Annotated in this window: 13 protein-coding genes; 10 read left to right on the top strand and 3 right to left on the bottom strand. The window is 49.4% G+C overall.

Annotation, left to right across the window (positions count from 1 at the left end; translation table 11 throughout):
• Nucleotides 1-13 precede the first annotated feature (13 nt).
• The 4 genes from pflB (at nucleotide 14) to pflA (ending at nucleotide 8,730) form a co-directional block, all read left to right on the top strand.
• Nucleotides 14-2,290, top strand: a complete 2,277-nt coding sequence (gene pflB / locus ACSF8W_RS14450) for a formate C-acetyltransferase (RefSeq protein ID WP_500847971.1) — start codon at nucleotides 14-16, stop codon at nucleotides 2,288-2,290.
• A gap of 436 nt (nucleotides 2,291-2,726) precedes the next feature.
• Complete coding sequence (locus ACSF8W_RS14445) at nucleotides 2,727-6,650, top strand: transporter substrate-binding domain-containing protein (RefSeq protein WP_500847970.1); 3,924 nt, start codon at nucleotides 2,727-2,729, stop codon at nucleotides 6,648-6,650.
• Nucleotides 6,647-7,855: an EAL domain-containing response regulator gene (locus ACSF8W_RS14440; protein WP_500847969.1), complete on the top strand. Its 1,209-nt coding sequence runs from the start codon at nucleotides 6,647-6,649 to the stop codon at nucleotides 7,853-7,855. The genes ACSF8W_RS14445 and ACSF8W_RS14440 overlap by 4 nt, the downstream gene beginning before the upstream one ends.
• A gap of 131 nt (nucleotides 7,856-7,986) precedes the next feature.
• Nucleotides 7,987-8,730, top strand: coding sequence for a pyruvate formate lyase 1-activating protein (gene pflA, locus ACSF8W_RS14435; RefSeq protein ID WP_500847968.1), 744 nt, complete (start codon nucleotides 7,987-7,989; stop codon nucleotides 8,728-8,730).
• A 387-nt stretch (nucleotides 8,731-9,117) separates the two neighbouring features.
• On the opposite strand, the gene ACSF8W_RS14430 is transcribed toward pflA, so the two are convergent.
• Nucleotides 9,118-10,023, bottom strand: coding sequence for a LysR substrate-binding domain-containing protein (locus ACSF8W_RS14430; protein ID WP_500847967.1), 906 nt, complete (start codon nucleotides 10,021-10,023; stop codon nucleotides 9,118-9,120).
• A 219-nt stretch (nucleotides 10,024-10,242) separates the two neighbouring features.
• Between ACSF8W_RS14430 and focA the strand changes: the two genes are divergently transcribed.
• The gene (focA, locus tag ACSF8W_RS14425) at nucleotides 10,243-11,718 is read left to right on the top strand and encodes a formate transporter FocA (protein ID WP_500847966.1); all 1,476 of its coding nucleotides are present in this window, start codon (nucleotides 10,243-10,245) and stop codon (nucleotides 11,716-11,718) included.
• A gap of 247 nt (nucleotides 11,719-11,965) precedes the next feature.
• A complete protein-coding gene (locus ACSF8W_RS14420) occupies nucleotides 11,966-13,720 on the top strand; it encodes a formate--tetrahydrofolate ligase (protein ID WP_500847965.1) in 1,755 nt (584 codons plus the stop codon).
• A 163-nt stretch (nucleotides 13,721-13,883) separates the two neighbouring features.
• On the opposite strand, the gene ACSF8W_RS14415 is transcribed toward ACSF8W_RS14420, so the two are convergent.
• Together ACSF8W_RS14415 and ACSF8W_RS14410 are read right to left on the bottom strand one after the other, a co-directional pair.
• On the bottom strand, nucleotides 13,884-15,134 hold the full coding sequence (locus ACSF8W_RS14415) for a NupC/NupG family nucleoside CNT transporter (protein ID WP_500847964.1): 1,251 nt from the start codon (nucleotides 15,132-15,134) through the stop codon (nucleotides 13,884-13,886).
• A 439-nt stretch (nucleotides 15,135-15,573) separates the two neighbouring features.
• Nucleotides 15,574-16,218, bottom strand: a complete 645-nt coding sequence (locus tag ACSF8W_RS14410; RefSeq protein WP_500847963.1) for an energy-coupling factor ABC transporter permease — start codon at nucleotides 16,216-16,218, stop codon at nucleotides 15,574-15,576.
• 261 nt (nucleotides 16,219-16,479) lie between these two features.
• Between ACSF8W_RS14410 and ACSF8W_RS14405 the strand changes: the two genes are divergently transcribed.
• From ACSF8W_RS14405 to ACSF8W_RS14390, 4 genes are all read left to right on the top strand, one after another.
• Nucleotides 16,480-16,980: a YfbU family protein gene (locus tag ACSF8W_RS14405; protein ID WP_428477823.1), complete on the top strand. Its 501-nt coding sequence runs from the start codon at nucleotides 16,480-16,482 to the stop codon at nucleotides 16,978-16,980.
• A 286-nt stretch (nucleotides 16,981-17,266) separates the two neighbouring features.
• Nucleotides 17,267-18,532 carry an ABC transporter substrate-binding protein gene (locus ACSF8W_RS14400; protein WP_500847962.1) on the top strand — a complete coding sequence of 422 codons (1,266 nt, stop codon included), beginning with the start codon at nucleotides 17,267-17,269 and terminating at the stop codon, nucleotides 18,530-18,532.
• Nucleotides 18,532-20,895, top strand: coding sequence for a sensor histidine kinase (locus tag ACSF8W_RS14395; RefSeq protein ID WP_500847961.1), 2,364 nt, complete (start codon nucleotides 18,532-18,534; stop codon nucleotides 20,893-20,895). The genes ACSF8W_RS14400 and ACSF8W_RS14395 overlap by 1 nt, the downstream gene beginning before the upstream one ends.
• Entirely contained in the window at nucleotides 20,882-22,153 is a 1,272-nt protein-coding gene (locus ACSF8W_RS14390) for a sigma-54-dependent transcriptional regulator (RefSeq protein ID WP_428477820.1), read from the top strand. Before ACSF8W_RS14395 ends, ACSF8W_RS14390 begins: the two co-directional genes overlap by 14 nt.
• Nucleotides 22,154-22,198: the final 45 nt, after the last annotated feature.

Raw genomic sequence — 22,198 nt, 5'->3', positions numbered from 1 at the left:
AGGTAGGTATGTCATGGCAGAGCAATTTGCTAAAGCTTGGGAAGGTTTCGCTGCTGGCGAATGGCAGAACGAAGTAAACGTTCGCGACTTCATTCAGAAAAACTACACTCCTTATGAAGGTGACGAATCTTTCCTAGTCTCTGAAGCGACTCCAGCAACAGCTGCGCTTTGGGACAAGGTAATGGAAGGTATCAAACTGGAAAACAGCACGCACGCGCCTGTTGATTTCGATACTTCTGTTATCTCTACCATTACTGCTCACGATGCAGGCTACATCAACAAAGATCTAGAAAAGATCGTAGGTCTTCAGACTGAAGCGCCTCTAAAACGTGCACTTATCCCTAACGGTGGTGTGCGCATGATCGAAGGTTCTTGCAAAGCGTACGATCGCGAGCTAGACCCAATGGTTTCTAAGATTTACTCAGAATACCGTAAGACACACAACCAAGGTGTTTTTGATATCTACACGCCTGATATCATGAACTGCCGTAAGTCTGGTGTTCTGACTGGTCTTCCTGATGCATACGGCCGTGGTCGTATCATCGGTGACTACCGCCGTGTTGCACTGTACGGTGTAGATTTCCTAATGAAGGATAAAGCTAAGCAATTCCATTCGCTACAAGCGAAACTGGAATCTGGCGAAGATCTACAAATGACCATGCAATTGCGTGAAGAAATTCAAGAGCAATACCGTGCTCTAGGCCAAATCAAAGAGATGGCTAAGAAATACGGTTACGACATTTCTGCACCTGCAACAAGCGCACAAGAAGCAATCCAGTGGACTTACTTCGGCTACCTAGCGGCTGTTAAGTCTCAGAACGGTGCTGCAATGTCTCTAGGCCGTACTTCTACGTTCCTAGACGTGTACATCGAGCGTGATATTGCTGCAGGCAAGATCACTGAAGTTGAAGCACAGGAAATGATCGACCACTTCGTAATGAAGCTGCGTATGGTTCGCTTCCTACGTACTCCTGAGTACGATGAGCTGTTCTCTGGTGACCCAATCTGGGCAACAGAATCAATGGGTGGTATGGGTTGTGACGGTCGTACTCTTGTAAGCCGTACTAACTTCCGCTTCTTGAACACGCTTTACACAATGGGCCCTTCTCCAGAGCCAAACATCACTGTTCTTTGGTCTGAGAAGCTTCCTTCTGGCTTCAAGCGTTTCTGTGCGAAAGTATCTATCGATACTTCATCTATCCAGTACGAAAACGATGACCTAATGCGTCCAGATTTCGACAACGATGACTACGCTATCGCTTGTTGTGTATCTCCACAGGTTATCGGTAAGCACATGCAGTTCTTCGGCGCACGTGCAAACCTTGCTAAAACACTACTGTACGTAATCAACGGCGGTGTGGATGAGAAGCTAAAACTTCAAGTGGGTCCTAAGCAAGCGCCTATGGCTGACGAAGTACTAGACTTCGACAAAGTTTGGGCTGGCCTAGACAACTTCATGGATTGGTTGGCAACACAGTACGTGACCGCACTGAACGCTATCCACTACTCACACGACAAGTACAGCTACGAAGCTTCTTTGATGGCGCTGATGGATCGTGACGTTTACCGTACAATGGCTTGTGGTATCGCAGGTCTATCTGTTGCGGCTGACTCACTGTCTGCTATCAAGTACGCAACAGTTAAACCAGTACGTGACGAAGACGGTATCGCTATCGACTTCGAAATCGACGGTGACTATCCTAAGTTCGGTAACAATGACGCACGCGTTGATGACATCGCTTGTGAACTTGTTTCTACGTTCATGGAGAAAATCCGTAAGCTTAAGACTTACCGTAACGCGGTTCCTACTCAGTCTGTTCTTACTATCACATCTAACGTTGTGTACGGTAAGAAGACAGGTAACACGCCTGACGGTCGTCGTGCTGGCGCACCATTTGCACCGGGTGCAAACCCAATGCACGGTCGTGATGAGAAAGGCGCAGTAGCGTCTCTAACATCTGTAGGTAAACTACCGTTTGCTGATGCAAAAGATGGTATTTCTTACACGTTCTCTATCGTGCCTAACGCACTAGGTAAAGAGCAAGACAACCAGCGTACTAACCTTGCAGGCCTAATGGATGGTTACTTCCACCACGAAGCTGGCATCGAAGGCGGTCAACACCTGAACGTTAACGTTCTAAACCGTGAAACGCTAGAAGACGCCGTTAAGCACCCAGAGAACTACCCACAGCTAACAATCCGTGTATCGGGTTACGCAGTGCGTTTCAACTCTCTAACCGCTGAACAGCAGAAAGACGTAATCGCACGTACTTTCACAGAATCTCTATAATTAGTATTCTGTCCCTTGGGCGGCAGTATGTCGCCCAAATACAAAAAACCGGCTTTTAGCCGGTTTTTTTTATTGATGAAAATCAAGTGGTTAATTTAATGAAAAAGAAACGCTTTTTTCTTTAAATCGCGCCCACCATCAAACTCTCAAAAATATCCGCTCTGACACCTAAGCGATATATTGCAATCTCCATACTACTTATCTAATATCCTTCACAATTCATTAAAGCCATACCCTAATACTCAAAGGAATTGAGTGTCACCATGGCCGCAACATCACTTTGCTCTCTGACAAGGACGATCCATTATTTGATTGCAGTAGGAACCTTGCCGTTCATGTTGTATGCGCCACTTATCCGTTATTATCCACACTCACCGCCCCCGCACGCTGCGCTGAGCCGCTTTACCGATCTTGCTGCCCAGGGAGGCATCACGGCGTGATTCGCATCCTCCTTGCCTTACTATTTCTGATTAGCAGCAGCGCCAGTTGGGCAGAGCCCGTCAAAAAAAACGTCATCAAAATTGGTTACCCCGCCTTTGATTGGGCGCCGTTTTCTTACGTTTCTGCAAAAGGCCATGTTTCAGGCTTGCTGCCATCAATTGTTCATGAAATCGCCAATAATGGAAATTTCACTACAGAAGCGCATGTGTATCCAACCTTTGCGGATGTGCTTAACGCTTTTGAGGCAAACGAAATCGACCTGCTTGTGGGGGTCTCATCGACCTATGAGCGCCGTAAACAAATGGCCTTTAGCCAGCCCCTGCTGAGCATTCCGATGGCTGCCATCACCCATGCGCCGCCCATTACCAGTATTCATGAGTTAAACCAAAAACTGATCGCCATTGAGCACGGCTTTGCTATTGGTGAACAATTGCAGCAACTGACCGCGAAGCACAGTCAAATCGTCGCTTTCCCCACCAGCGAACAAGCCCTTACTGCCGTACAACACGGCACGGCAGATGCCTATATCGGCAACGCCATCGCCCTGAACGAGATGCGTAATCACTACGACAATAATGACTTACTGCAATTAAACATTCTGACGGATGTACCTTATGAACGCCTCTATATTGCAGCACATAAAGAACAAAGTGCGCTGATCATCCGTATCAACCAAGCTCTGGGACAAATAACGCAAAATGACATGACGGGGATCTACAATACGTGGCTCTCTAGCCGACAACAGTCGTTACTGTCACACCAAAGCTATCTGAACCTCACCGAAGAGGAAAATGCTTGGCTGGCCCAACGTAATACCCTTAACATTGCTTATCACCCCCATGATTATCCGTATCAATTCACGGATAACGACGGGCAGATGGCGGGGATGAGTGCCGATGTACTTAGCTTATTAGCCCAGCAGCTCGACATTAATCTGGTGCCAATCAGCAACAACAACTTCAGTGACATCATGCAGCAACTCAACAGTGGCCGTATTGATGCTGTCGCTGCCGTTACCTGCACGCCAGAACGCCTCATGCAACTCAACTGTACCCAGCCTTACAGTGAAGAAAAATGGGTCATGCTCAGTGCGGCCACACAAAAGAAAAACTATGTCGACAGTCGCTCGCACCTCGGCGCAGTGAGCGGGCGATTTGGGGAAGTGCTGCTCAAGCAATTGTACCCGTCTAATCCCGTCACGCTATTTAACAGCAATGAAGCCCTGCTACAGGCGACCCTTGACGGTATGGTCGACATGGCGGTGATTTCATTGTCCAGCGCTTCGCAACTGCTGCAGGGCGATTATTTAGGCAAGCTACGCGTACAAATTTCAAAACTCGATAGCCAGGGCCGTCCGGTCGGGATCGCTGTCGCACATAATAACCCCCAGCTTCGCGATATTCTCAACAAAGCCATGGCGGCCACCTCACCCAGCAAGCTGAACGACATCAAAAACAAATGGCACACCGTGACATTGAACAGCGGGGTGGCACTGAGCAAATTGATCTTCTGGGGGTTTGCCGGATTTGGCCTGATCGCCTTGCTATCCATGACATTCATTTATTGGACACAAAAACTCAATAATGAAATTCGTCAGCGTAAAGACGCCGAAGAAAAACTCACCTACCTGACCAATAACTTTGACGGCATTTTATTGCAACATCGCCAGCGAAGCCGCAACCCTTGTGACATTGAATTACTGTTTGTCAGCGACCACATTATCAATTTAATCAACATTTCCGCCGACGCACTCCGCGCGTGCCCTCAGCTCATCATCGAGTTGCTGCAACAGCGCAATGACAATGCCTGGCTGTTTGGCGAAATTGATCACGCCCTCACTCAAGGCCACTGGCAAACCGAATTGCAGTTGCAATCGGTCAATAACCATGACCGCTGGATTGAGATCCGAAGCCAAGTCGTCCCCGTGGAGCAAGGCTGGCAATGGACCAGCATCCTGATCGACATCAGTGAAAGAAAGAAGCAGCAATTTGAACTGGAGCATGCACGGGAACAAGCCGAGAGTGCGACCGAGGCCAAGTCACGCTTTTTAGCCATGATGAGCCACGAGATCCGCACACCGATCAGTGGCATCCTTAGCTTGCTGGAATTAATGGCACCTTACACCAAAGGCCGTACCGAGCTTGCTGGCATCCATGAAAATCTCGATCACTCCGCCCACAACTTGCTGAACATCGTCAATGATGTGCTGGATTTCTCGAAAATCGAGGCCGGTAAACTGAACTTATCCCTGGCACCGTGTGCCTTACCGGACACGTTACATACCCTGATCCAACCGCACGTTATTCACGCCAAGCAAAAAGGCCTCGCCTTTAAGTTATGGCAAGATCCGCAGTTAGCCAGCCTGCTCATGGTCGATGAACTGCGCCTCAAGCAAGTGCTCAACAATTTACTCAACAATGCCACCAAGTTTACCGAGCATGGCACCATTTCCTTATTGATCGATGTCGTTGCACACACTGAGACCCACCAACAGTTGCGCTTTTCGATCAGCGATACCGGTATAGGGATCAGCGAGCAAGACATCGCCAAGCTCTTCCAACCGTTCCAGCAAGCCGATATCAGTACCGATCGACGCTTCAGCGGTACCGGACTGGGCTTGTCTATTTGCCGTCAAATCGTACATTTGATGGGGGGCGAGATCAGCGTAACCAGCCGTCCAGACAATGGCGCCATATTCAGTTTCAGCTTATCCGCCGAGTGCGTACAGCCGCGTACTGTGCAATCGCTCGGTTTGCACTGTGGCGTGATCGACAGCCTATTGCACGAAGATATCGCGCTGCCACATTACTTAGCCGATTGGGATTGCCAAGCCACCTATCTGCAACCGGCTAATGTGAGAGCATTGATCGAAGACGCACGTCTGTTAGCGCTGGATACCGTTTTTGTCACCGCCCGCTGGTGCCAGCAAGTGCGCTTCACCGCCGACGATGCGATCGCCCTTGCGCCAACTACCGTGATCACGCTGTCACCCAAATCCATTCTGGCGCCTGAAACCACGGATACTGGCTGGCTGCTCTCTTGCTCTCCCTTGCAACCTTCGCACCTGCTGCAAGCCTTGCAATCTGAAGCGGTGTTCAATGCGAATGCATTGCCAGACAATGACATTCAGCTCCCGTCCCCCATCACACGTGAGCAAGCCATTCGCCAACAACAACTGATCTTGGTCGCTGAAGATCACGTGGTAAACCAGCAAATTATTCGCCAGCAACTGCAACGTCTTGGCTATTATGCCGATATCGTCGACAACGGTTTACTCGCACTTGATGCCCTGTCGCAACAAGACTATGCGTTACTGCTGACCGACTGCCACATGCCAAACTTAGATGGCTACGGACTGATCAAAGCCGTCCGCCAACAAGGCTATGACTTACCGGTGATTGCACTCACGGCCAATACCGCGATCAGCGCCGACGAGCATATTGCGCAGTATGGCTTTGACGCCTATTTATCGAAACCGGTGTCCTTACCGACCCTGACCCGCATACTCAAACAGTGGTTACCGGCCTCCGTACAGGCGGTGACAAGCACCGCAGCACCCGAGACCAACGCACAAAGCACGCGCACCCCCCCCTCTTGTGGGCCGATCGATGTGTCATTACTGATCGCCATTTTTGGTGATCCCGCGATTTGCCAAGATTTCATGGTCCAGTATCTGGCGACCTGTGAAAGTGATTTCCTTGCCCTTTCTCACGCCATGACCGCGAACGATGTCATTGACGTGCAGCACATTGGGCACCGAATGAAAGGCGCCGCCCTCATGATGGAGTGCCATGAGATGGCCACACTGTGTGAGCGCATTGAAAATGAAGCCCTGAACGGACACATTCATCCTGCGCACTTACCCCCTATCCAAGCACTTATTCATGCCCTGCATGATCAAGTAGGACAACCGTCATGAAAATATTGCTGATCGAAGATCACCCCTTCCAGCAACACGTGCTGACCAATCAAATCAAACAAGCCAGCAATGGACAGTGTCAGGTCATTTGTGCAGTCAGCGGTAAGGAAGCCCTCACATTAATGGCCTCTCATTCGCCTGATTTATTGATCTGCGATCTCAACATGCCTGAAATGGATGGCATTGCCTTCCTCAGTCATCTTGCCCAACAGCACTATCAAGGCGGGATCATTATTTCCAGTGCGGCCACGCCGGCGGTATTGCACTCGGTCGGTAAAATGTGTGCCAATTACCAACTGGACTTACTGGGTACACTCAGTAAACCGACCACGTTAGACAATTTGCGTATTTTATTGACCAAAGCCGAGCAACTTCAGCATTTGCGCCACTCGACGCCACGCCCGGTCCATCCCACACATCAATTGAGTGAGGACGACATTTTACAGGCGCTGTCAGAAGGCTGGTTGATCCCGTATTACCAGCCGATCGTGGATATTCAATCGGGCCAGTGGGACAGTTGTGAAGCCTTGATCCGCATGCAGCACCCCACCCTTGGCTTGCTGACGCCAATGCATTTTTTGCCTCTGCTGACCTCAATGGGAAAAGATGCCGAACTGGCGATGCTGACATTGCGCTACACTTTGTCACACCTGACCGCACTGCAAGGCCGCCGAGTTGCCATCAATATCACGCCACAAACCTTGATCGCGAAAGGCTTTGTCGATACCGTGATTGCCTTGTTGCAGCAGCACCCCAATATGAACCAGATCATTTCCTTTGAAATCACCGAATCCGATGCGCTGGAAAATGCCGGTCAAGGGCTGGAAGCGGCCTCGCGGCTGGGGATCTATGGCTTTCGGCTATCCATTGATGATTTCGGTACCGGCTATTCCTCCCTGAAACAGCTTGATCTGTTACCGTTTGAATCGCTAAAAATCGACATGAGCTTCATTCAGGCCTTGCCCGATAACCGCACCGCTCAAGCCATTGTCGAAGCCAGCTTACTGCTCGCCAATCGCTTGTCCCTCGACACCATCGCCGAAGGCATTGAAGAAGATCAGCAATGGCAGCTACTCCAACAAATGCAGTGCCAAAAAGCGCAAGGCTTCTTCATTGGCAAACCCATGCCGATCCAACATTTGGTCAACTGGCACCTGACTTGGCAAGCCCAGCAGGCTGTTACCACCAGCCCGCTTTCGCTGTAATCGCAGGAATGCACAAATAGCAATAAGTAAGGGGGCTATCCCCATACTTAAAGTACGTTTATGACTACTTTAGCCTCGTCATTTGTAATAAAATGACAAGCAAAACACGCCCAACGTGGAGAATTAAAGTAATGTCAGTAAAAGGTCGAATTCACTCTTTTGAAACCTGCGGAACCGTTGACGGCCCGGGTATTCGTTTTATCGTCTTTATGCAGGGTTGCTTAATGCGCTGCCAATACTGTCACAACCGTGACACGTGGGACCTGCACGACGGTAAAGAGATCACCGTTGATGAGCTGATCAAAGAAGCGACGGCTTACCGTCACTTCATGAGAGCCTCCGGTGGCGGCGTGACAGCCTCTGGCGGTGAAGCCATGATGCAACCGGAATTTGTCCGTGACTTTTTCCGTGCCGCACAGGCAGAAGGGATCCATACCTGCCTAGATACCAACGGTTATATCCGTAAGCACACTGACGTTGTTGATGAAGTGTTGGATGCCGCTGATCTGGTTATGCTTGATTTGAAGCAAATGGATGACAGTATTCACCAAAATCTTGTGGGCGTGCCAAACAAACGTGTACTGGATTTTGCCCGTTACCTGCACCAACGTGGTCAGAAAACATGGATCCGCTACGTGGTGGTGCCTGGCTTTACCGATGATGAGCGTTCTGCACACCTATTGGGTGAGTTCATCAAAGACATGGACAACATTGAAAAAGTGGAACTACTGCCTTACCACCAGCTTGGCGAGCACAAGTGGGAAGCCATGGGTTTTGACTATCAACTGACTGGGGTTAAGCCACCTTCAAAAGAAGTGATGGAAAATGTTCAAGCTATCATCAGCAGTTATACCTCGGCGCGCGTGATTTTCTAAATCACTGACGCACAAAAAGGAGAGCCTAGGCTCTCCTTTTTTATTGCCTTAATCCCCCAAAAGCCATGAATAATCGGTGTTTATGCCACCGAACTCAGGGGTTCCCTCTGTCACAGACACAACATCCCCCACTATAGCTCATCAATAATATGAAAAGTTTTAAGATCACCCATCATAAAAATTGATAAGAAAAATCACCTATACCTTTGTCACAACACCCGCAATACGCAGAAAAAAGCGCCAATTATGTAGTAAACTTACGATAAAATGGAAAAAATACGGTAAACAGATGGCAACAAGGTTATGAAAGCCGCGCAACAATACGCCGATATGCACTGTGTTTTCTATCATTTTGGTTATGTTTTGGTATCAAAAATAATGATGGAATCACATTTCCATTTTTTTATCTTTGATCATACGAATCGCCTCGCGACGAATGCAATCTCGCAGCGGGTTATCAATCGAATCGGCACGCCAAATGAAAGATAACGTACGTTGCATATTCAGCTCTGGCACATTCAGGGCGACCAGTTCACCGCGCTCAATATGCTTAACTACATCTAAAAATGGCAAACAACTCAGATAAGGGCCATTCATCACCAAAGTTCTAAGTACTGGAATTTGTTCATATTCCCGCCACACATCGAGATCTTCAATAACCCCGTGCAGTGCGCTCTCAAAACTTTTACGGGTACCGGCACCCAATTCGCGCAACACCCATTTGGCTTGCTCTAACTGCGCAAAGCTGACTTTTTCAAGCTTGGCATACGGGTGATGCTTGGAAGCAATAATGACCAAGTGATCGTGACACCACACTTCTTGCTCTAGGCGACTATCATCACAACGTCCTTCAATGATACCGAGCTCAGATTCAAAACATCTAACCCGATCAATCACTTTCTGAGCATTTTTCACGGTCAGCTGAATACGCAATTCTGGGAAGTCCTTATCAATAATACTGATAAGCTCAGGTAAGAGGTGCTCAGCCGCCGTCTGGCTTGCTGCCACATTAATTTCCCCACTCACCAAGTGTTGATCGTAGAATCCCAGCTCAATCTGCTGCGCATCAAAAATCAATTGTTTCGCTCGAGGACGCAACCATGCCCCCCAATACGTCAAGGCCATCTGCTTACCTTGACGTTCAAACAATGGCCGTCCTAACAGCTTTTCCAACTGAGACAGGGCCATACTGGCTGCTGACTGCGTTAATGCTAGATTTTCCGCGGCCTTACTGACGCTGCGTGTACTAGCTACCTCCTCAAAAACAGCCAGTTGCTTGAGCGAATAACGCATAAAAATACTCCCTTAATAACACGTAATAATGCTTGCCCCTCATAGTATCAAGTTAAGTGATGAGGGTTAAAAAATTAATCAATTTTACTCAATGATTTATTTGAACATATTCTGAGGGTGTTCACTCAACACAACAAGGAGGAAACGTGACACAACTCAACCCTTTATGTTCAACCTATTCCGGTGACATCATCGGTCAACGACAAGGAGGCTATTGCGATGGCCGCGGAAGCACCAACATCCAGTAGCAGTAATTTCACCCCCAAAGAGATGATGAAACAGGCGGAGTACTACGCGATTGGCAAAGCGTCTAAACCGACGCGAACCACGGTAGCGCTTGCCGTCACTGCCGGTGTCTTCATCGGGTTGGCTTTTGTGTTCTACCTCACCGTCACCACCGGTAATACGGCGATGAACTGGGGGGTAAACCGCATGCTCGGCGGCTTGGCTTTCAGCTTGGGGCTGATCCTTGTGGTGATTTGTGGCGGTGAGCTGTTCACCAGTACGGTGTTGTCATCCATTGCCCGTGCCAATCATCACATCAGCACCGGCAAAATGCTGGCGACATGGGGCAAGGTGTACCTGGGCAACTTCATCGGGGCCATGTTGCTGCTGATGTTGGTGACCATGGCCGGTTTGTACCAGCTTGATGGCGGTCAGTGGGGCTTGAATGCACTAAACGTGGCGCAGCACAAACTGCACCACCAGCCCGCCGAAGCCTTTGCGCTTGGAGTGTTATGTAACTTGTTAGTGTGTCTTGCGGTTTGGATGACGTTTTGTTCAACCAATATGATGACCAAAATGGCCATGATGATTCTGCCAGTGGCGATGTTCGTCAGCACCGGTTTTGAACACAGTGTCGCTAACATGTTCATGGTACCGCTGGGGATCACCATTCAGCATTTTGCACCAGAGAGCTTTTGGCTAAACCTTGGGGTATCACCAGAGCAGTACGCTGACCTCAATATTCACAACTTTATTTTCGCCAACCTTATTCCCGTTACGCTGGGCAATATTGTCGGCGGTGGTGTACTGGTCGGACTGACTTACTGGGCAATTTTCAGCTCACCGAAGGAACAACCGATAGCGGCAACATTGATTACGCCTGATTTTTCACAGTCAAACGTATTAAAAATGGACATTACTATGATGCAAGAAAACTTACTCGTAAATGATCATATGCGCCCGGCAACGGTCACGTTGCTCCCGACGATGCCTATCGCCGCTGCACTGGACACACTACTGACTGAAAACCTTTCAGGTGCACCGGTTCTGACTAGCGATCAACGTTTGGTTGGCTTCTTCTCTGTTCATGATGTCTTGGTTGACCTGTGGTGTAAGGATTACATCCCAGATGCTGAAGGCAAAGTGCAAGACGTGATGAAACACGAAATTCAAACGGTGAGCCCTGAGAACTCTATCTTGGAAATCGCCGAATACATGAGCATTGATAAAAATGTTCTGTACCCCGTATCAAGCGGCGGTATTGCAACCACACTGACGACACTGTCGCTTAGCGAACGTGCCCGTACCATGGTTGTAAACCGTCCACATATCTTCCCGGTAGTAAAGGATGACCGCCTTGTAGGCATAATTACCCGCCAGGAGATTGTACAGGCGCTACGTCCTGTATATGGCAACATCGTGTCAGTAACTGAGATGACGGCAACCCAAGCGCAAGCTGAAATTGCTTAATCCGTTCGACAAAAAAATAATTCTTTAAGTCATAGCCTACCCAGTGCTCGGGTAGGCTATTTTTCTTTCTCCATCAAATCATTACCTTCCCCGCTTGCCATCCCATCAAAATAACCACACTTATATCGGAAATTATCTATATAGACGTGATAAAATTATGGTATAAAGCCAACGCAAACGTTTGCGCTCCTGTTTGTAACAGCTCGCAAACTATCTCCTGCCATCTATGCGAGGTTATGGGCGCCCCATGAAAAGTGATATTGAAATTTGTCGTGAGACGATTCTCACCCCGATTGATCAGATCGCGCAGCACGCCGGTATTCATGCTGACGATCTAACCCCTCAAGGCACCCTAAAGGCCAAAGTTAAACCATCAATCTTAAAACGCCTTGCCGATCAACCCGAAGGCAAATTGGTCGTGGTGACTGCAATTACCCCCACCCCATTGGGTGAAGGGAAAACCGTGACCACCATTGGCCTGGCTCAAGGGCTGGCCAAACTGAACAAAAAGGTCATGGCCTGTATTCGTCAGCCGTCCATGGGGCCGGTGTTTGGCGTAAAAGGCGGGGCTGCCGGTGGCGGTTACAGCCAAGTCGCCCCGATGGAAAAACTCAACCTGCACCTGACCGGTGATATTCATGCGGTCACGGCAGCACATAACCTGGCATCAGCGGCACTCGATGCCCGCCTCTATCATGAAGAACGCTTGGGCTACGACGCCTTCAGCGCACAAACCGGTATGCCAGCCCTGCGCATCGACATCAACCGCATTGTGTGGCGACGTGTAATGGATCATAACGATCGTGCCCTGCGCATGATCACCATCGGTAAAAACGAGCCGGGCAAAAACATCAATGGCATCGAGCGTGAAGACGGCTTTGACATTTCTGCCGCGTCGGAATTAATGGCCATATTGGCTCTGGCGAAAGACTTGGCCGATATGCGTCAGCGCATTGGCCGTATTGTGTTGGCGTACAACGTCGATGGCCAACCGGTTACCGCGGAAGATCTGCAGGTTGCAGGCGCCATGGCCGTCACCATGTGTGAAGCCATTGAACCGACGCTGATGCAAACACTCGAAGGCGTGCCGACCCTGATCCATGCAGGCCCGTTTGCCAACATCGCCCACGGTAACTCATCGATCATCGCTGACCGCATCGCCCTGAAATTAAGTGAATTTACCATCACGGAAGGCGGTTTTGGCTCTGACATGGGCTTTGAAAAAGCCTGTAACATCAAAGCACAGCAAGCCGACCGAGGTCCTGACTGTGCTGTGGTGGTTGCCACGCTGCGTGGCTTGAAAGCCAACTCGGGTCTATACGATCTACGTCCTGGCCAAGCCTTACCTGACGCCATTTTCAACACCGATTCTGCGGCACTTGAAGCGGGCTTTGCCAACCTGGAATGGCACATCAACAATGCCGCTAAATACGGCGTGCCGGTTGTGGTTGCTATCAACCGCTTCCCACAAGACACCGATGCTGAACTGGCACAACTGCAACAGCGCATCAGCGAAACGACCTTCTCTACCCATGTAGAAGTGGCGATCAGTGAAGCCTTTGGTAAAGGCGGTGAAGGGGCAACAGCACTGGCACAAGCCGTGATCAACGCTTGTCAGCAACCTGCGAACTTTAAGCCGTTGTATACACTCAGCCAAACATTAGAAGAAAAGCTAATGACAGTGGCGGAAGTGGGTTACGGTGCGTGTGGGATTGAGCTGTCTGATCTGGCGAAACAACAACTGGCAGAACTCAAAGCCCACGGCCACGATAACTTGGCGATTTGCATGGCGAAAACGCCAATGTCTATCAGCCACGATCCAAGCCTGAAAGGCGCCCCGGCCGATTTCACCGTGCCGGTTCGTGAGTTGAAATTGTGTGCGGGGGCCGGTTTTGTCTATGCCTTGTGTGGCAACGTCATGACGATGCCGGGTTTACCAGAAAAACCAGCGTACCTGTCACTCGATATTGATAGTGACGGCAATATCATTGGTTTAAGCTAACCCTTTACCCACAATCTGCACATAAAAAAACGCCAGCAACGAAAGTTGCTGGCGTTTTTCTTTGTCTTTCTTTTGCCGCTTTTTTATCGCAATTTTATCGTAATACCGATGGCATTCACCACCGGCATAGATAACGCTTACTCAGCAGGCAAATTCAGACGCTTTAAATCAGGCTAATAAAGATGCCGGCAACCGCTGCGTTCAACAGGTTCGCCAGAATCGCTGCCGTTAGGGTCTTCATACCCATGGTCGCAATATCATTACGGCGAGACGGTGCCATCACACCCATACTGCCCAACAGGATAGCGATAGAACCCAAGTTCGCAAAACCACACAGTGAGAATGCCATGATCGCTTCAACACGAGGCTCAAGCGCACCACTTGCAATCATGGGTGCTAACTGAGAGAACGCCACAAACTCGTTCACAGTTGTTTTGGTACCGAACAATACTGCCATTTGCTGTGCTGAATCAAAATCCCACACACCCGCAATGTAAGCCAACGGCAGGAACAGGTAACCGAAGATCATATCCAAGCTCAGAGATGGCATACCCACCCACTGACCGATACCTGCCAACATACCATTGATCAGCGCAATCAAGCCCACGAACGCCAGTAGCATCGCACCGATGTTCATGGCCACCATCATACCTTGTGACGCACCTTGTGCTGCGGCATCAATCGCGTTAGCCGGTTTCTCTTCATCACCCGCAGACGTGTCTTTCGTATCATCCACGACTTCTGTTTCAGGAATGATCAGTTTCGCCATCAATAGGCCAGCAGGTGCCGCCATGAAAGAAGCCGCCAGTAGGTAATGCAGAGGAATACCCATCTGTGCGTAGCCTACCAGTACAGAACCGGCAACCGATGCCATACCACCGACCATCACCGCGAAGAACTGAGAGCGAGTCATCGATTTCAGGTAAGGACGGATCGTCAACGGTGCTTCAGAAATGCCCAAGAAAATGTTGGCCGTTGCGGAGATCGATTCTGGACGGCTTGTGCCCAATGCGTAAGACAACGCACGGCCCAAAGTGTTAACGATGAACTGCATCACACCGAAGTAGTACAGCACTGATACCAACGCCGAGAAGAAGACAACAACAGGCAAAACGCGTAGGGCAAAAACAAAACCGCCGCCACCAAACAGGGCAAACATTTTGTCAGAGACAAGGCCACCAAAGAGGAAGCTAATACCGTGGTTACTGTAGTTAATGACGTCTTGCACGACATTCGAGAATCCCGCAAGGGCTTCACGACCTACCGTACTGTAAAGCACGATAGCGGCAAAAGTGACTTGGATAGCCAACGCACCCAGAACGGTACGCCAGTTAATACGAGAACGCTGTTCAGACAACAGGTAAGCAAGGCCGATCAGTATCACAACACCGATCACACCGGATAATACGTGCATAGTTTACTCTTTTAATACAAAGTGCTGTACGTGCTCGTTCACCACGAGACGCGCTCAACAATTCGTCCATACCGTCCGGCACCCAAGAGAAGCTACGCAAAAGCAAGGAATGGGCTTTACGCGATTCAAAGTGCCAGGGATACAAACCTGTGGTACACCTCTGCCAGCAAGAAGTCACCTTCTAGACCAACACCAAATGCACTCGTTTTCCCTCTGCTTTGAATCCTTGCCATCCTGGCGGCGTTTTGCGTATTAATAAAGAAAACGGGGATTCCCACGCAATATGCGAGTGGGCACGCCAATAGCGTGCAATAAAAGCGCGCAAAGGGTAGGAATTTTCCCTTTTAACTGCAAGGTTTTTTGCTAAAAGATCCGCAATTAGGCACCGGATGCACAGAACACCAGCAAACTAATCACGATAAACTGACGTACCGTTTACTTATTTCATCAAATAGTCGTTATCATGAAAACTTCTCACCCATTCCGGCTTGTAAACCACCAGCAAAGTGATCGCCATGCCATTCAGTAATGCCTCTGGGAAAAGCAGCAGCGGTAACAGAATAAGGTAATTGTCGACAATGTACGTCCAGCTGTAACTGCCCATTAGCCCCATCACCCCGCCTGTCGCCAGTTGATGCACCACCATGGTCAGCGCACCATTGAAAAATGCTGCGACAAAAAGATAGATAAACAGATGATGTGGCAGGTAGCGGTAAGTGAGTTGAAAGATCATAAAACTCGACAACGCCGGGATCACCACCGTCAGCAGCCCATAAATGCCAGCGTCCGCGACCGGTAATAGCCCCATCGCCATCATCAAGGCCATAGGTCCCAGCCCTATCCAGCAAGCAATTCGCCAGCCATGACAGAGGACCAGTACCGTCATCGCCAAAAAGTGCACTTGCAACCCCTCACTCAAGCCTGCCTCTAGCTGCCACAACACAAATATCCCCACCACACTGGCGAACACCCAATGTTGATAGGCTTTATCGTGCCGGAATTTAGGCCAAAACTCGCGAGGAAACCCCCATCCCAATATCCCTAACCACCCCACAAAACCGATCAATTGCCATCCTGACATCATGTCTCCAGCTCCTCGCATTATTAACCCATTACCCATGTGCTTCAGGGTAATCATCCACCGCTTTTCAAGCCCCAAATCCCTGTAATAATTAAGAGGGTCTTAGGGCAAGCCCCTAAGCAGACTAACGTCTTGACGACAACTTTATGGAATTGCTGATTTTTAACAAAAAAATAGGGGCAAGCCGTTATCAGATCAATTTTTTTTACCCCTAACCTGATAATCTCAATGCCAGCTCAATAGCAAATATAAAGGCCTATCATTATGGAAATGACCAACGCACAACGTCTGATTCTTTCAAACCAGTACTACTTGATGGCTCAGATGGATCCTGAAAACGCAGCAAAATATCAACGCCTTCAAACCATTGTCGAGCGAGGCTATGGCCTGCAAATGCGCGCAATGAGTAAAGACTTCGGTGATCTGCCTGAGCAAGAATGCCGCCAAGTGATCGACTTCATGGAGATGTATCACGCACTGCAAGAGTCCTACAACATGCTGTCAGAAGAAAACCAAAAGCATGTTGATCACCGTCGCCTGCAATTCCACGGTTTTGACGCAGCAACAGAAGCACAACTGGTTCACTACGTGCGCTTCCTGACCGCAGAAGAAGGCCTGTACCCGCAGTTTGAACGTTCTGAGCACCACTTCAACAGCCAAGTGCCGATGCACAGCAAATATCAGCGTATGCTGCAAACGTGGCGCAACTGCCCACGTCAGTACCACTTGTCAGCGTCGGAAATTCAGCAAATCCAAAACGCTTAAAACGCCTATTTTTATCAGCCGCTGGCCATTATCAGTCAGCGGCTGGCATACCCTTTATTTTTCTTTCCTTTAAAACCATTCACTTATATTATTTCCATCCGCACAATAAGTGTGATCTTCATCCAGCAAAGCGGTCATCATGAGTCAAAAACAACTCAGCACTTCGATGAGATCAAAAAAATTCGCTAACGTACTAATAAATCAAAGTAATGCTGCTAACTTTCGCTATTAAGATCGCGTATTTACTAGTATATAGAACCCTTATTCCTGATTGGCCACTTTTGATATGACGAGATTGCTTCTTGCTGTTGTGCTCTTATTTTCAGCATCCTGCTGGGCCAAGCCGACCAATCAGCTCGTTGTATTAACGACGTTTCACCTTGAAGCGGTTCAACCGATCCTCGAATCGTTCCAAAAACACCACCCCGAGATGACATTCACCCTCTTGCACCGCCGAGAAACCTCAGGGCTGCGCTTGCTGCAACAGGCCGACCACGATATTGATCTGGTGATCTCCTCATCTCTCTCGCTTTATTCCACTCTCAGCGAACAAAAACGCTTATTGCCGCTCAACGAGCTAAATTACGATTCGGCCTTTCAGCAACAGCAATTTATGCAGCAAACCCTGAAAAATGTTGCCGTCTTTGGTTATTCAGGTTACGGCATTATGTGGAATACCGATTACCTGACAAAGCATGACTTGCCACCACCAGACAGCTGGGAAAGCCTGACAGAACCGCACTATTTTCGTCATTTGGTGATGAGCAGCCCTGCCCGATCCGGCACCACCCATATCATGGTGGAAAACATCCTTCAGCAGTATGGCTGGAAAAAAGGCTGGCAAATCTTGCTGCAAATCGGCGGCAACTTGTCGTCGGTGTCTGCCCGCAGTTATGGTGTCAGCGATACCATCGCCCGTGGGTTAGCGGGCATTGGCCCTATCATTGACAGCTACGCGTATGGCCGGCAGAAAATTTTCCCGTTCATTGATTTTAAATACCAAGCCAACAGCCCGTTATTACCAAGTTATGCCGCAGCGGTAGATAATATTCATCCGTCACCATACAGCGTGGCGTTTATTCAGTTTTTACTGTCAGATGAGATCCAACAAGACTTGTCCACCAGCACCATGAACAAGTACGCCTTGAATCAAGCGATGTCTCAACCGTTTGACGTGATCCCCATCAACCAGTTTTTGATGCAGCGACGCGCAGCACTGATCAAGCAACTGTTTGAACAGACCATTAACCAGCAATTGATCCGCCTGAATCAAGCTTGGCAGTTGATCCATGAGATCAAAAAACTGCCGCACTTATCACAAGCAGAGCAACGTCAGTTTAACCTTGCCCTCAAGTTAGCCTCGACCCCGCCGATATCAGAAAACCAAGCCAAAGATCCGCTATTACAGGAAGCGATCAGCTTGACGCGGACTGACTTTGACACCATGAAGTACACCAATCAGTGGCGTCTGCTCATGTCTGAACAACTGGATCAAGCGATTGCCATTTGCGAACGCTTGCTTGATGCCCATGAACGCAGGAGGCGGCCGTAATGCAAAAACGCAATACCATTGGCAACCGCCTGATCGCCTCGATTGCCTTCATGGCATTTTTGACCATCAGTGTCAGTGTTATCGCCATCGTGAACTGGGAAAGTTTAGATGACCAAATCCAAACCATGGTGGAAAAAAACATGCCGACGCTACGGGCCAGTTACCTGCTGGAACGTAACACAGCGGGCTTGCAGACGGCGCTGCACTTACTGAGCAGCAATACCGATCCGGTCATGCATGCGGATCTGCGCCAAGACATCAATGACAAGCTGACCCAGATCAACACCTCTATCGAGCAAACGGAAAAATTGCGTTTTCACCCCGCGATCAAAACCGAGCTGGATACGCTGGGCAGCAACATCAAGATGTACAGCGACTTGCTCTATCAGCGTAACACGCACCTGTTCGTGCTGGCGCAGACTGAAAACAACATCAAATGGCTGCATCAGGATTTGATTGATGAGTTGACGCCTATCCGTCAAGAAGTGGAATGGCAGCTCACACGCATGCTGCCTAATGCCATCCTCTCTAGCACCATCAATGAAGTGATGACCGAGTTTTCACTACTTCAGGCCATCACGGTAAAAGAAAACGAATTGCATCAGCTGGTGCAGGAAATTGTTCGTCAGCGTAAAGACCGCGATATCCATAACGCGTTCTACTTCATCGGCTACAAAACCGAAGAAGTCAGCAAAATGAGCCAGAACCTGAGCCATTACACCTCAACCGCATCTTACCGCCAATTGCTGCAAGAGCTGATCACCTTGGTTGAACCGGGCGGCGCACTGGAAGATCAATTGGTGTTGGATAACGAACTGCAACGTCGTATTAGGCTGTACCAAGACAAAATCCAAACGCAACTGAATTACCAAGAAGCCCTGATCCAATCCTTAGTGGAAGAAGAAGATACCTCACTCAATGCCCTGAATGATAAAACCCGCGAAGCGATTATCATCAGTAATTTTATCTTATTTGGCATGATGATCGTCACCCTGTTTTTGTCGGTCATGCTGTCGATTTATCTGGTGGGTCAAGGCATTGTTAAACGCCTGAACATGCTGTCGCAAGACTTGTATGCGGTAGCGAACAACCAACACAACGCCACCATTCAGGTGACGGGTAACGATGAAATCGGCTTGCTGGGTGACAACCTGCGTCACTTCTGCCGCCAGATGCAAGAAATGCAGCAGAGCAATGCCTTGAACCTGATCAACAACACGCAGGCCAGTATCATCACCTGTGATCTGGAAGGGAACATTGAGTCGGTCAACCCCAGCGCGCAGACGCTGTTTGATGGCGTCGACCGTCCCACCACCAAATCGCTGTGGGAGTTGTTCAATGCCGCCATGCAACCGCGTTTGCAATCCCTGTTTAGCCAAAACAGCCCGCTGTTTCACCAACGCGGCTGTAACCTGACGGTGAAGCAGCAAACGCTGGACAACAATAATCTGTATTTGCGCTTGGATTTCCGCCTGTTCCAACAAGGCACGCAAGATAAAGTCATTATCACCATGACGGACATTACCGAGCAGGAAAATGCAGCCCGTTGGCTGGAAAAAATGGTGCGGGAAAAAACCCATTCACTCACGGGCCGTAACCGTCAGCTGAAAGCGGAAATTGAAGATCGTAAACGGGTGGAAGCAGACTTGCGCGCCACACAGGATGAACTGATCCAAGCGGCGAAAATGGCCGTGGTCGGCCAGACCATGACCTCACTGGCACACGAGTTGAACCAGCCGTTATCGGCCATTTCCACCCATGTTTTCACCGCCAAATTGGCGCTGGACAAATCGCGCTTAGAGCAGTTGCCCGCGAGCCTAGATAAGATTGATAACTTGTCGTCACGCATGGGGCGGATCATTGCCAGCCTGAAGAGCTTCTCGAAAAAGCAATCGGCAGACAGCCCGCTCAGAACCGTGAACATGCAGGACTCATTACAACAAGCGATGATGATTGTCGAAAGCCGCGCCAAGGTGCAAAAGACCACCATCGCCAATCAACTCACCCAGCCCATGCACTGTTTTGCTGACCAAGTGCAGCTAGAGCAAGTGCTGGTTAACCTGCTCGTTAACAGCTGCGATGCGGTCGCTGGGTGTGACAAACGCGAGATTACCATTGAATCACTTCACAGTGAGGCCGGCTATTGCCGCCTGGCTGTAAGCGACAGCGGTCACGGATTTGCCGCTGAAATTATCGAAAAACTGTTTATCCCATTTACCACAACCAAAGAAGTAGGTCTCGGACTCGGCCTGAGTATCTGCCGCTCAATTATGAACCGTCTTGACGGGAATATTTTCCTCGCCTCAAACCTTAATGGCGGTGCAATGGTCGTGTTGGAGTTGAAAAATCATGATAATGAATAACGATATTGAAGTCTTAATTATTGATGATGACCAGGATGTCCTCGAGTCTTATCAACAGCTGCTTGAAATGTCAGGCTACAAAGTACAAGCCATTACCGATCCGACCTTGGCAACCTCAATGCTGCACCGTAACTGGCCGGGCGTTGTTGTCACGGACATGTACATGCCGGGCCTTAGCGGCATGGAACTGCTTGAGCATATTCAAGGGCTCGATCCGGAATTACCGGTGATCATGATCACCGGCCACGGGGATATTCCGATGGCGGTCGATGCCGTCAAACGCGGTGCCTTGGATTTCTTGCAAAAGCCGCTGCAACCCAAAGAGCTGCTGGCCTTACTCGATAAGCACTTACCGGTCCGTAAAGAAAAAATCGGCATTCGCACCGCGATGACACAATCTGCCAGCGAAGTGCTGCTGGGCGAAAGCCCATTGATTGTCAAAATTCGTGAGAAGATCACCCAAATCGCCCTGACCTCAAAAGACGTCTTGGTGGAGGGGGAAAGCGGCTCGGGTCGTCATACCGTGACCAAGCTTTTGCACCAGCAAAGCACCCTGAACAAAGGGCCATTTGTGGTCACACAGGGCACCTCGATTTCTTGTACGGCGGATCTGCAACGTGCCATGATTTCAGCACGCAGCGGGACCTTGAGCCTGAGTCAGCCTCAAGAAATGCCGATTGAAACCCAGCAGTGGCTGTGCCGTTTCTTGCTGGAGCAAGAACGCCAAAACAAGAAAGAAGTGCGCGTATTGGCGATCACCGGTGCCAACCCAGAAGCCCTTGTGGAACAGGAAATCCTGTTGCCTGAGCTGTTCTACTTCCTCAGCCAAGTACGCTTCCAGTTGCCACCTCTGCGCCAGCGGGTGTGTGACATTACGCCGCTGTTCAAGTATTTCTTGAAGCAGAGCTGCCAGAAACTGCACAAAACCTTGCCGTCTATCGATAAGGCGTACATCAATACGCTGAACCGTCACGAGTGGACCGGTAACGTGCTGGAGCTGAAAAACGTGGCCGAGCTGTACGCGATCGGGATCGTGAAGTTAACCGGTCAAGATCGTACCAAGCCACTGGAGCACATGAGCAGCCCGCTGGATGATTTGGTCGACAGCTACGAGAAACAAGTCATTGAAGATGCGCTGTACCTGTTTGCTGGCCGCATCAATGATGTCTCCAACTACTTGCAGATCCCTCGCAAAAAGCTGTATTTACGCATGAAGAAGCACAGTCTCGACAAAGCGGAATACAAAGCGCGCGGCTAAGTGATCTCATGATCAGTGCGAACTGAAGGGATCTCATGCCTGCAC

Source organism: Photobacterium sp. 270122K (assembly GCF_059941365.1).
The sequence above is the reverse complement of the archived record's forward strand: the minus strand, read 5'-3'. Positions and strand labels throughout refer to the sequence as shown.

Coding starts and splice junctions, on each gene's coding strand:
- ACSF8W_RS14405 (WP_428477823.1), top strand. CDS start 16,480: ATGGAAATGACCAACGCACAACGTCTGATTCTTTCAAACCAGTACTAC.
- ACSF8W_RS14390 (WP_428477820.1), top strand. CDS start 20,882: ATGATAATGAATAACGATATTGAAGTCTTAATTATTGATGATGACCAG.
- ACSF8W_RS14430 (WP_500847967.1), bottom strand. CDS start 10,023: ATGCGTTATTCGCTCAAGCAACTGGCTGTTTTTGAGGAGGTAGCTAGT.
- ACSF8W_RS14410 (WP_500847963.1), bottom strand. CDS start 16,218: ATGATGTCAGGATGGCAATTGATCGGTTTTGTGGGGTGGTTAGGGATA.
- pflA (WP_500847968.1), top strand. CDS start 7,987: ATGTCAGTAAAAGGTCGAATTCACTCTTTTGAAACCTGCGGAACCGTT.
- ACSF8W_RS14420 (WP_500847965.1), top strand. CDS start 11,966: ATGAAAAGTGATATTGAAATTTGTCGTGAGACGATTCTCACCCCGATT.
- ACSF8W_RS14415 (WP_500847964.1), bottom strand. CDS start 15,134: ATGCACGTATTATCCGGTGTGATCGGTGTTGTGATACTGATCGGCCTT.
- ACSF8W_RS14395 (WP_500847961.1), top strand. CDS start 18,532: ATGCAAAAACGCAATACCATTGGCAACCGCCTGATCGCCTCGATTGCC.
- ACSF8W_RS14440 (WP_500847969.1), top strand. CDS start 6,647: ATGAAAATATTGCTGATCGAAGATCACCCCTTCCAGCAACACGTGCTG.
- ACSF8W_RS14400 (WP_500847962.1), top strand. CDS start 17,267: ATGACGAGATTGCTTCTTGCTGTTGTGCTCTTATTTTCAGCATCCTGC.
- focA (WP_500847966.1), top strand. CDS start 10,243: ATGGCCGCGGAAGCACCAACATCCAGTAGCAGTAATTTCACCCCCAAA.
- pflB (WP_500847971.1), top strand. CDS start 14: ATGGCAGAGCAATTTGCTAAAGCTTGGGAAGGTTTCGCTGCTGGCGAA.